The organism is Gilliamella sp. B2828 (genome assembly GCF_026537125.1).
Classification (GTDB): Bacteria; Pseudomonadota; Gammaproteobacteria; order Enterobacterales; family Orbaceae; genus Gilliamella.
In genome coordinates this window covers 111,341-123,384 of sequence record NZ_JAFNMU010000001.1, presented here as the reverse complement: position 1 = coordinate 123,384, position 12,044 = coordinate 111,341, and the positions used below count along the sequence as shown (strand labels likewise).

Here is a 12,044-nt window from a genome sequence, read left to right as displayed (position 1 = left end):
TATAAAAACAATTGCTTCTATCACGTTAAACTAACAATCTTGAGCAAAATTAGGTATGATATTCACATCTTTGCTAATGGATAACATAATAAATGAAAAGCAAAACTTTAACCGCAATCTTCCCTGGAACGTTTGATCCCATTACTAATGGGCATATTGATCTCATTACCCGAGCATCATTACTTTTTCCTCGTTTAGTTGTTGCGGTTGCTGAAAGTCCTAATAAAAATAGACTTTTCACCTTAGAAGAACGAGTTAATCTAGCATCTACTGCTGTTGAGCATCTTCTTAATGTCGAAATTATTGGTTTTGATAATTTAATGGCTAATTTTGCCCAAACACATAATGCTACAGTGATTGTTCGTGGGGTACGCACCACACATGATTTTGAATATGAAAGACAACTTGCCGAAATGAATCGTGCATTAAAACCAGATTTAGATACTATATTTTTGATGCCATCAATAGCCATGGGCTTTATTTCATCAACGATTGTCAAAGATGTGGCTTATCATGGTGGTGATATTACCAATTTAGTGCCTACCCATGTCAAAATAGAATTGTTAAAACGACTAACTTAGATTTTAAACTTACGATTATGGTTAAATTTTACACACCAACCAAAAAAAAGCTTACCTCCCAAAAATTGACCGTTACTGTTTCGTCACTTGATGCCTTTGGACAAGGTGTTGCTAGTCACAACGGCAAAACAATTTTTATTAAGTCAGCCTTACCTGATGAAACCGTTGATATTAAATTAACAGAAGATAAAAAAAATTACGCGAAAGCGACGGTTATAAAATATTACAATCAAAGTAACGAACGGGTTAAACCTCAATGTGAATATTTTAAAAAATGTGGTGGTTGCGAACTTCAACACATCTCATCACATTTACAACAACATGCCAAATATACGGCACTGATTAACTTATTACAAAAAGAAAGTGGACAGTCTTTAGCAAATATTGTTAAAAATTCACCGCAAATAATTGCCGATCAACCTTACCATTATCGCCGACGAGCAAGATTGGCAATTCATCTTGTTAAAGGTGAATTATTTATTGGATTTCGTCAGGCTGAATCAAGTCAAATAATCAATATTGAGCATTGTCCAATATTGGTTGAACAATTAGATTTATTACTTGCTCCATTACAACATTGTCTACGCAAAATTACCCAAAAAAAAGCGCTCGGTCACATTGAATTAATCGCCGTAGATAGTGGTGTGTTGATTGTATTAAGACACACATTACCAATGACACCACAAGATACCAAAATACTGAAACAATTTGCTGAAGATCATCAACTTACGCTCTATTTTTACGGAACAGAATTAGTCCATATTAGGGGGAACAAAGAACATTATTATTTAATCAATCAATTAAAGTTAACCTTTAGTCCACTTGATTTTATTCAAGTAAATAGCAAAATTAATCAAAAAATGATTAATCAAGCTTTGGAATGGTTAACATTAAAACCAACGGATAATGTATTAGATCTATTTTGTGGAATGGGTAATTTTTCATTGCCGATGTCAACATTATGTAAATCGGTTACTGGAATTGAAGGCATCCATACTCTGGTTGAAAAAGCCAAATTCAATGCTTTATTAAACAACAAAGAAATTTGTGCTAAAACACATTTTTTAGTTAATAATTTAGATGATCAACAGCAACTTTCGACATGGAGTCATGCTAAATTTGAAAAAGTATTATTAGATCCTGCTAGAGCAGGTGCTTACAATGCTACAGCAGAAATTGTGAAGATAGCACCAGAAAAGATTGTTTACATTTCGTGCAACCCTGCTACCCTAGCGAGAGACTGTAAGCAATTTATTGATAAAGGATATAAAATTGCTCAAGTTGCTATTTTGGATATGTTTCCGCAAACCAAGCACATTGAATCAATGTTGCTGTTAACAAAGTAGGATAGTAATTATGGTATCAGTTAGAGGAGCCCATCAACACAGTGAAGAGCATTATTCTCTTGCACAATTTGATATTGAAAGATGGACCAGTCAAGAATTATTATTAGTCAATCCAACCTCTTATAAAAAATTCAAAGAAGTTTGGGACTTTTGTTTTGAAAACAGTGCCGGTGCACCTGAACAGATCCACTGCTTCCAAAATGCGATTGAAATGGTCGAAATTTTATCGACGCTTAATATGGACATTAACAGTCTGTGTGCCGCGTTATTACTTCCTTTCGTTGACACCAAAATTATTCGTCGAGAAGATATTCCCGAAGATTTCGATCGCGAAATTTCAAATATTATTTCCAGCATAGTAAGAATGAAAGAAATTCGCCACTTACGAGCAATTCGTAACGGCAGTGCAACGACGGAACAAATTGATAGTATTCGCCGCATGTTACTGGCAATGGTAAATGATTTTCGCAGTGTTGTAATTAAATTAGCAGAACGCATTACTTATTTACGCGATTTGATGTCTGCCCCGCAAGAAGAACAAGTTTTAGCCGCCAAAGAGTGCTTTAACATCTATGCACCCCTAGCTAACCGATTAGGCATTGGTCAATTAAAATGGGAACTGGAAGATTTTTGCTTCCGCTATTTATATCCTGATAAATATCGCCTTATCGCCAAAAAATTGCAAGAAAAGCGCTTAGATCGGGAATTATATATCAATCGATTTGTTAAGCACCTACAAGATTTAATGAATCAAGATCACATACGTGCTGAAGTTTATGGACGCCCTAAACATATATACAGTATCTGGCGCAAAATGGAACGTAAACATCTGAAATTTGAAGAACTTTATGATATTCGTGCAGTTCGAATCATTTGTGATCGTATCGAAGATTGTTACAACGCTTTAGGTATTGTTCATAGTCATTACAAACATATTGCTAAAGAATTTGATGACTATGTTGCCAATCCAAAACCGAACGGTTATCAATCCATTCATACGGTCGTTTATGGACCGCAAGATAAAACGATCGAAATTCAAATCCGTACTGAACAAATGCACAATGACGCAGAACTAGGTATTGCTGCGCATTGGAAGTATAAAGAAGGCAGTACCGATAAAATGACTGCTTATGATCAGCGAATTTCTTGGTTACGTAAACTGCTAACTTGGCAACAAGAAATGTCTGAAAGTGGTGAAATTCAAGAAGCCGTACGCAGCCAAATTTTTGATGATCGAGTCTATGTTTTTACGCCTAAAGGGGATGTGGTTGATTTACCAGCCGGTTCGACTCCACTTGATTTCGCCTATCACATCCACAGTGATGTAGGACACCGCTGTATTGGTGCAAAAGTAGGCGGACGCATTGTCCCTTTTACCTATAATTTAAAAATGGGCGATCAAGTTGAAGTCATTACCCAAAAACAACCCAATCCAAGTCGCGATTGGTTAAATCCAAATACCGGATTTGTGAACAGTAGTCGTGCCAGAGCTAAAATTCAGGCCTGGTTTAAAAAACAAGATCGTGAAAAAAACATCGCCTCGGGTGAACAAATCTTATACAATGAGCTAGAGCCATTAAACATTACTTTAAAAAGTGTCGAAAAAGTACTAATCAGTAAATACAATGCTCACTCATTTGACGAAGTTCTTGCCGGTATTGGCAGTGGTGATATTAGAATTAATCAGTTAGTTAATTTTATTAATGCTCAATTTAATAAACCAACGGCAGAAGAGGAAGACGAAGCCGTATTAAAGCAAATTGCTCAAAAATTAAATACACAAACTAAAAATAACAACAAATCAGGCAATAAAAAAGGCAGTGAAATTATTATAGAAGGTGTAGGAAATTTAATGTACACCATTGCTAATTGCTGTCGTCCTATCCCCGGTGATCCTATCGCTGGATTTGTCACTCAAGGACGGGGTATTTCAATCCATCGTGCTGATTGTGAACAGTTACTGGATCTAAAAAATCACGCTCCTGAACGCATCACTAACGCTGTTTGGAGTAACAATACGCACTCAGGCTATACCATGGTAATGCAAATCGTTGCTAACGATCGCAGCGGTTTATTAAGGGATATCACAACAATATTAGCTAACGAAAAAATACAGGTACTTGGACTTATAAGCCGTTCAGATATAAAGCAACAATTAGCAACCATTGAGGTAGACATGAAAATCTTTGATCAAGATTCATTAAATCGCATTCTTAATAAAATAAAACAACTACCCGATGTGATTGAAGCCAAACGTTTTCAAGGCTAATTTAGCATAAGATCGCCACATTTAAGTGGCGATTATGCACAAAAGGTTATTTACGTTCTAAAATTTCAAATTGATATGGATAGCTATTTTGCTCATCGGCTTGATGATCTTGTTGATAAATCACCTGCCACTGCTCAGGTAAATAATCGGGAAAATAGGTATCTCCTTGAAGATCGGCATCGATGTGCGTTAAATACAGCCGATTAATTAAAGGTAAAACCTGCTGATAAATATTTCCACCACCAATGACAAAAGCTTCTTCTACGTGCTGTGCTTGCACGAGTGATAAAGCTGCCTCGATCGATTGCACCCAACTTATATTTGGGTTGGCATTAAGGTCACTGACAGCTTGCCGTGAAACAATAATATTATGACGATTGGGAAGCGGTCTACCAATCGATTCAAATGTTTTTCTCCCCATAATCACAGGTTTATGGAGTGTATTTTTTTTGAACCATGCCAAATCAGCGGGTAAATGCCAAGGCATTTGATTATTTTGGCCAATAACACGATGATGTGCCATAGCAACGATAACACTTAAAATCATACTAATTACACGTATCCTAAAGATTTAATTCGTTGATTTACATTTTCTGGAAAAATGGTTTCACTCCACAACCTTCGGCTTAAAGAAAGTAAAGGCTCTGTCTGTCCGGAAACTATCCAATTTGCTAATTCGGTTGCTACATCAGGATAGATTGTTGGTTTAGGAGAAGGTAAGCTCAACCAATATTTAAGTTTGATACAATTTAAACTCTCCATAACAGTTGCCATATCTAACGTATGCAAACAACGTGCATTATAGATTTGCTCAAATTGTCCTGATACAGGCTTAGTCAAAATCTTTTTACCTAATACTAACGCTTCTGAAATTAGGGCAAAACCAGTATTAGTAATAATACCGGAACAACTGACTAAAGCAGCGGTAAAATTATCACGACCAAGTGGTTGAAAAATAATATTGCTTTGTTGTGACAGTTGCTTTATATCCGGATGAAAACAGATAAATTGATGATCCGGAAACTGTTTCAACATTAACGTAATTTCGTCTAATGCTTCAAAAGGCAAATAAACAATAATATTTCCATCTTCAGTTGGTGCAACGTTAAAGGAGTCAATCATTGGTGGAATCAATTTATGCCCAAAATGAAACCAATGTAGGCCAATGGGTTTAGTGACAGGCGCATAATACTTCATAATTACATTCGCTATCATCCCATATTCTTTAGGCTTAAGATATTGGCATACAGCCTGATTACTGATACCTAAACAGTCCCGATGCTGATAATGTGCAGCCCAAGCACTAACTGGCTCAAAATCGCTAATAATACAATCATATTTTGACAAATCGAGTTCACGAACATCTTTAACCAGGCGAAAGGCTCGAATTCGCTGAACGGTTTTACGAAAATTGATTTTGCCATTTAGTGTCGCAAATGACACACCACGATAGGTTTTATAATTACCAAAAGCTTGCATATCAAAATAGTCTTTAGGATTACGGCCACTGAAGATATAGTCAACATCAGCACCAGCTATTTTAAGAGCTTTGGCTAATGTTCTACAACGACTGACATGGCCATTTCCTGTTCCTTGAACACCAAAGAGAATTTTCATATCAATATTATTCGATAGTTGTTATTAGCAAATATAATACCAGAACACTCAATTATTAGCTCCATTATTTTAAGCAAATAAACTCGATATTGATAACAAACATTGATTCACATCAACTTTGATTGCAAACCATAAAATGAAGTTAAACAATTTATCTATCAATCAAAACATTGTTGAACATTTAACGTTTAATGTTATGAGTGAATTTTATCCAAATTCACTCATGGTAATTCAATCTTACAAACAGCAAAAAATTTTTAAATCACGTTTTCCTTCTGTCGTTAACTTTCAATAATAAATTAAAACATCGATATAAAACAATACAATAAATAAAATAATTATTACAGAATCTTATTTATTTCAGTAATGAAATAAAGATTGCATTATTCAAAAAAACATCGTATGTTATTTCGCGTATATTGATTGTCATTATTATGAATTATTTGGTTTAAATTAATCAACAAACCATAACGATCTAAATTAAAGGAATGCATTATGAATTCTATGGAGTCAATCGTTAACAATATTTCATCGTTCATAAATAACTCGTCACTTAATAACTATTCGCTCAACATTGAAGGTTTAAATAACGAGTTAACCTTACCTTCTATTGAATCCATTAAGGGCAATGAAGCGTTAAATATACCTTGGCATTACAACATTATCTTCACATGCCCAAATAAGCATATTGAGATTGATTCAGTACTTAGCCAACATGCTTCTTTAACTTTACAGACTCACAATTTAACCAATACCTTAACACATCTTACTTCTTATAATCTAAATCAAAAACCAAAAACGCTTCATGGCATTATTACTCAATTCAGCCTGTTATCTATTAATAAAGATGAAGCTCGCTATCAGGTGACACTTGAACCACGCTTAGCATTGCTGGCAAATAGCTATCACTGCGCAATTTATCAAAATCAAAGTGTTGTTGCTGTGGTAGAAGAAGTCCTGCGTAACCATCATTTTATTGGTATTGACTACCGATTTGAACTTAAAGAAACTTATCCCGAAAGGGAGTTTATTACTCAATGGCAAGAAAGTGATCTCACTTTTATACAACGATTGCTTGCAGATGTTGGGATCTGGTTCCGTTTTGAAACGCATCCTGAGCATTATTGTGATGTGATGGTAATAAGTGATGATCAACAAGGATTTGCAGACGGTGGCACCATTTCACTCAAAACACCAAGTGGAATGCATGATGATCATCAAAACAGTGTCTGGGATTTACAATTCACCAGCCACACCAAGCCCCAAAATGTCATTGTTAACGACTATAACTATCGCTCAGCTGACAGTGATCTTAATACTCAAATCAATACCCAACCTAAAGATATCACCACCCGTGGTGATGACTATCATTATGAAGAGCATTACAAATTGCGGGGAGACGAACGCACCATTGAAAGTGGTCAATGGTATGCACAAATTCGCCATCAGCAGTATATCAGTGGCAAACTTATTATTTCTGGCAAATGCAATGACTACAATCTTGCTCCCGGTCAACATATTATCATACCTCAATGTCCAATTAATGATATCCATAATGGTATTATTATTCTCTCGACACAAAATTATGGAGACAGAACTTATCCTTATCAAACCCATTTTACTGCCATTGCCTATGATGAGCTTAAACCTTATCGCCCTACGCCCTTACCATGGCCACAAGTTAGTGGTACGTTACCAGCCAAAGTAACCAGTCCTGATAACGATACATACGCCTACATTGATATTCAAGGACGCTATCGAGTCAAATTCAATTTTGATTTAAAAAATTGGAAAAACGGTTACGAAAGCTTATGGGTCCGGCTTGCTAAACCTTATGCCGGTGAAACTTATGGTTTTCACTTTCCATTAATTGATTCAACCGCAGTAGCCATAGCCTTTACGAATGGTAATCCTGATAGACCCTATATTGCTCATGCTATGCACGATAGTATGCATCCCGATCACATCGCGACGGCCAATAAGCATCGAAATGTGATTCGTACCCCAGCTAACAATAAACTAAGAATGGATGATAAACGTGGGCAAGAACATATCAAACTCTCTACCGAATATGGCAAAACTCAACTTAACTTAGGTCATCTGGTTGATGGGGAAAAAAATCAGCGTGGTGAAGGTTTTGAATTACGTACTGATGAATGGGGAGCGATACGTGCAGGTAAAGGCGTATTTATCACTGCTGACGAACAATCTAAAGCGCAGAATATACAACTTAATATGCAAGAAGCCAAAGAACAACTTGAAAAAACCGTTAATATGGTCTCGGCATTACAAAGTGCCGCCAAACAAGCTGAAGCTGAATTAGCCGACTTAGAAAGTCAAAAAAAACTGTTCACTCAATCGCTGGCAGAATTAAAACAGGCGTCCATTTTATTATCATCACCTAAAGGAATTGCCCAAGTCACACCAGACAACATTCAATTAGCGGCAGGTAAAAATATTATGTTCGCCAGTCATCAACACACCGATATTAATGTATTAAGAAAATTTACCGTGGCAGCAGGCGAAATCATCAGTTTATTTTCACAAAAATTGGGGATTAAATTGCTGGCCTCTCATGGCAAAGTGGATATTCAGGCGCAGAGTGATGAAATGTCACTCACTGCACAAAAAGACCTGACAATGGTAAGTCAACAAGGGCGAACAATTATTTCGGCTAAAAAAGAACTTATTTTAACTTGTGGTGGTGCTTACATTCGTCTTGCTGATGGTTCAATTGACATAGCTGCACCAGATAATGTCATTTGTCGGGCAGCGACATGGCAAAAAACTGGTCCAGATAGTTTAAGTCAAATGTCGAATGAACAAAAAACAAGTAATTATTCTTTTAAATCCCGACTGCTTTGGCAACATGATGGCACTCCAGTCAAAAACCGAAAAGTAAGAATTATTCGTGCAGACAACAGTGAGATCAATACGATAACTGACGAAAACGGCAAACTACCCGAACAGTTTGGCCAATTTATAGAACCAATTACCGTGGTAATAGAACCTGAAAACAAAATTTAACAGGTCAATGATTACCAATAATTATTGTAAAAAATTATTAACAAAAGGGAGCTGATTTATGGGATGGAATATTCCTAGGCCATTAGAGCACGAACCTATCAAAAAAATCTCCTATTTATTATGGGGATTAAGCTTTTTATTGCTTGTACTGATTAGTTTCATAGTGACCTTATTTATCTATGACGGCGATGATTCCCTGTTATTTTGTTTTTTTGCATTCATATTACCAATGATTCTATGGTTTATAGCATTAGCAATTAAGGTATCCAACCTATATTCGGATGATGTTTATAACAACGAAATCACCAAACAAAACCTAGAATCAACCAAACTTTGGCAAAATTGGAGCAAAACACAGCTTCCCATTTTTGCAAGTCACGTTATTTGTGCCGAACCCAATGGAGTGCAGGCATTAACAGGTGAACTAACCAAAATACCACTCTACCCACTAAAAGCACGACCACTATTTAATGCGACTGCCTCAACTAAATCTTTTTGGTTTCTGGATGAAGTAAAGCAAAATCTGGAACAGCAATGCCCTCATTATCGTAAATATTTAAGCCATATCTATATACCTAACGCACTAATGGAAGATGAAGATCTGCTAAACGCCATTTTTAATCGTTGGGATTTGCGTGCAGAACCTATTATGGACTATAACATTTGGATTTCAGAATTATATCAACATATTGATGATATCGAATTATCACTCATCTTAACGTGTCAATACAGTGATACCAACTACCGCAATCACAGTAAATTCATTAGTGCACTACTCATTGGAGGAACATCATTGATTGACAGCCAAATACAAACGGCTCAATCGTGGTTAGGGCGTTTAATGATTTCAGAGCATGATTTATCGGCTGATTTGCAACAGCTATTTACTTATACTCAGTTTTCACCTGAAAACATTAACGATATTTGGCTATCAGGATTAAATAAAAATCATCGAATACAGTTAGCCCTTGCCACAAATCAATTAGCAATGGGTGAAGATAACCAACAACTACTGCACGATATTGATATGACCTTTGCTAAACCAAGCAAATTAACTCAATATTTTACTTTAACATTAGCAAGTGAACGTGTAAGAACGCATTTACGCGATCAATTAACCCTCATTGAATACCAAGGTACTGTCTATTTGCAATTAATCACCCATCAAAAATTGGTGTCATGATAATAAGGATAAAGAGCACATGACTGAAAATAACAATCATCAACAATTTGAATTCAATACCGTACCGCGTTCTGATAACAGGATTGAACACATAACGCTTAAAAAAGAGCGTCAAGTCATCCCGATTATTTTTCTGCCTGGGGTAATGGGCAGTAATTTAAAGGTTAAAGCTCAAAAAAACAGATATGAAGATGACAATGAAAATAATGGTAAAGATGACGATACTGAAGCGATTTGGCGTTTAGATAATATAACCAGTTTAGCAAAATGGATTTTATGGCGATTTGGAAACGCCAAAGCCAGAAGAAAAAAATTACATCCCCAAAAAACCCAAGTTGATAATCGTGGAAAAGTGATCGATGCGGCAACTAATCAGATTAATCTGATTCAAGCCTATGGTATGGCTGAAGATCAAGGCATTAACCCCAGTAATGAACCCACACAAGTACAAATAAATAAAGCCATTAAAAATCACCCTGAAAACAAACTGTTTGGGACCCGACGTGAACGGGGTTGGGGTACGGTAGGTTATATAAGTTATGGTAAGTTTCTAGAAAAATTTCAATCTTCTTTATTTCAAGCTAATGGTCAACTTTCTGATAAATTACGCAGTTTAACCAAGTCCCCTTCATTTGAACTAGATAAAGATAAAAATGAAGAAGAGGACAAAATTACACTAACCTTTACCCAAACACAAATCGACATTTGTAAAAACTATGATTTGCCCCTTTATGCCATGGGTTATAATTGGCTAGAATCCAATGAAGAAAGTGCTAAACGCTTAAAAACTTTAGTGGAAAAAACCATTCCTGCTTTTTATAAAAAACAGGGTAGAATTTGCGACAAAGTGATTTTAATTACCCACTCCATGGGCGGATTGGTTGCCCGCTATTACACCGAAGTCCTCGGTGGTCGTGAAAAAGTCTATGGCGTCATTAATGGTGTGCAACCGGCCACCGGTGCGGTAGCAGCTTATACCCGAATGAAACGAGGTAACGAAGCTAACTGGGCTATAGCAAATGTATTGGGGAAAGATGCAGCCGAAATGACCGCTGTTTTAGGCCAAGCGCCGGGGCCATTACAATTATTACCCAGTGCCGATTATGGTATGGGTTGGCTCACCATTACTAATCCGGAAATTAAATCAGACTATTACCCTAAAACCGACCCATATAAAGAGATCTACTTAAATAAAAAAGATTGGTGGTGCGTGTGTGAACCTCACTTGATTAATCCGTTTAACACCAATCATGATTTAACACAAATGCAAAGTGACTGGGAAGAATATGAATCAATTATAAAGGATTTGGTAAAACCATTTCATGAAGCTATAAACAAGAAGTACTTTAAAAATACGTATGTGTTTTATGGGATTGATCATGGTAAAAACATACAAGAAAAATACTTAACCTATGATACTGCGCATTGGCAAGGAGAGTATATTCAAGGTTATAAGTCTGAAGCTAAAAAACCGTTTAAAAATCATATAGGTGCCGAAAATCGTTTAGATTTAAGTGAAATGTCAGAAACCCGAACCGTAACCACTGAAAATAACTATTGGATTGAAGTTCAACGAAAAGCCGGACGCACACATGTAAAGTATCAAGATTATAAAGGTAACATTGCTGAGCGCTATACCCTCAAACCCGCGGTGAGTAATGGCGATGGCACGGTACCTCAACGTTCCGGGGAAATCCCCATCGAAAACATTAAAGTACGCATGCATTTGCCCATAGAGCATGAACCAGCATACAAAAATTCAATCACGCAAGAATTCACCTTGCGTGCGGTTGTCAATATTTTACTTGAGGTAAATAAACAAAATGAAAAAAAGACCGCCCCTAACGCATGAGCATTACCTCTTAATTATCGCTCTACTCATTATTTTATTTGTTACTTACCGCTACTTAACTAAGGATATACGTATGGTTACTCTCACAACCCAACAACAGCAACAAGTCGATGAACTGCTAAACAATACCGCTACCCGATGCATGGGGGTTTACTTATTTGATCTGCCC

General features: G+C 36.4%; 8 protein-coding genes. 6 read left to right on the top strand and 2 right to left on the bottom strand.

Annotation, left to right across the window (positions count from 1 at the left end; all coding sequences use genetic code 11):
- The first annotated feature begins 92 nt into the window (after nucleotides 1–92).
- The 3 genes from coaD to relA are packed head-to-tail and all read left to right on the top strand — an operon-like array spanning nucleotide 93 to nucleotide 4,196.
- The gene (gene coaD, locus J3U19_RS00505) at nucleotides 93–581 is read left to right on the top strand and encodes a pantetheine-phosphate adenylyltransferase (protein WP_267339592.1); all 489 of its coding nucleotides are present in this window, start codon (nucleotides 93–95) and stop codon (nucleotides 579–581) included.
- A gap of 17 nt (nucleotides 582–598) precedes the next feature.
- Complete coding sequence (gene rlmD, locus J3U19_RS00500; protein WP_267339593.1) at nucleotides 599–1,927, top strand: 23S rRNA (uracil(1939)-C(5))-methyltransferase RlmD; 1,329 nt, start codon at nucleotides 599–601, stop codon at nucleotides 1,925–1,927.
- Nucleotides 1,928–1,937: 10 nt separating this feature from the next.
- Nucleotides 1,938–4,196, top strand: coding sequence for a GTP diphosphokinase (gene relA, locus J3U19_RS00495; RefSeq protein ID WP_267345168.1), 2,259 nt, complete (start codon nucleotides 1,938–1,940; stop codon nucleotides 4,194–4,196).
- Between the two features lie 46 nt (nucleotides 4,197–4,242).
- Here the strand turns inward: relA and folA are convergent, their stop codons facing one another.
- A complete protein-coding gene (folA, locus tag J3U19_RS00490; RefSeq protein WP_416380315.1) occupies nucleotides 4,243–4,743 on the bottom strand; it encodes a type 3 dihydrofolate reductase in 501 nt (166 codons plus the stop codon).
- A gap of 5 nt (nucleotides 4,744–4,748) precedes the next feature.
- Nucleotides 4,749–5,813: an MJ1255/VC2487 family glycosyltransferase gene (locus J3U19_RS00485; RefSeq protein WP_267345167.1), complete on the bottom strand. Its 1,065-nt coding sequence runs from the start codon at nucleotides 5,811–5,813 to the stop codon at nucleotides 4,749–4,751.
- Nucleotides 5,814–6,308: 495 nt separating this feature from the next.
- Between J3U19_RS00485 and J3U19_RS00480 the strand changes: the two genes are divergently transcribed.
- From J3U19_RS00480 to J3U19_RS00470, 3 genes are read left to right on the top strand one after another with little or no spacing between them, the layout of a single operon-like run.
- Nucleotides 6,309–8,840: a type VI secretion system Vgr family protein gene (locus J3U19_RS00480; RefSeq protein ID WP_267345165.1), complete on the top strand. Its 2,532-nt coding sequence runs from the start codon at nucleotides 6,309–6,311 to the stop codon at nucleotides 8,838–8,840.
- A gap of 58 nt (nucleotides 8,841–8,898) precedes the next feature.
- Nucleotides 8,899–10,023: a hypothetical protein gene (locus J3U19_RS00475; protein WP_267345164.1), complete on the top strand. Its 1,125-nt coding sequence runs from the start codon at nucleotides 8,899–8,901 to the stop codon at nucleotides 10,021–10,023.
- A 19-nt stretch (nucleotides 10,024–10,042) separates the two neighbouring features.
- A complete protein-coding gene (locus J3U19_RS00470) occupies nucleotides 10,043–11,875 on the top strand; it encodes a lipase family alpha/beta hydrolase (protein ID WP_267345163.1) in 1,833 nt (610 codons plus the stop codon).
- Nucleotides 11,876–12,044 lie beyond the last annotated feature (169 nt).

Coding starts and splice junctions, on each gene's coding strand:
- J3U19_RS00475 (WP_267345164.1), top strand. CDS start 8,899: ATGGGATGGAATATTCCTAGGCCATTAGAGCACGAACCTATCAAAAAA.
- folA (WP_416380315.1), bottom strand. CDS start 4,743: ATGATTTTAAGTGTTATCGTTGCTATGGCACATCATCGTGTTATTGGC.
- rlmD (WP_267339593.1), top strand. CDS start 599: ATGGTTAAATTTTACACACCAACCAAAAAAAAGCTTACCTCCCAAAAA.
- coaD (WP_267339592.1), top strand. CDS start 93: ATGAAAAGCAAAACTTTAACCGCAATCTTCCCTGGAACGTTTGATCCC.
- J3U19_RS00480 (WP_267345165.1), top strand. CDS start 6,309: ATGAATTCTATGGAGTCAATCGTTAACAATATTTCATCGTTCATAAAT.
- J3U19_RS00485 (WP_267345167.1), bottom strand. CDS start 5,813: ATGAAAATTCTCTTTGGTGTTCAAGGAACAGGAAATGGCCATGTCAGT.
- relA (WP_267345168.1), top strand. CDS start 1,938: ATGGTATCAGTTAGAGGAGCCCATCAACACAGTGAAGAGCATTATTCT.
- J3U19_RS00470 (WP_267345163.1), top strand. CDS start 10,043: ATGACTGAAAATAACAATCATCAACAATTTGAATTCAATACCGTACCG.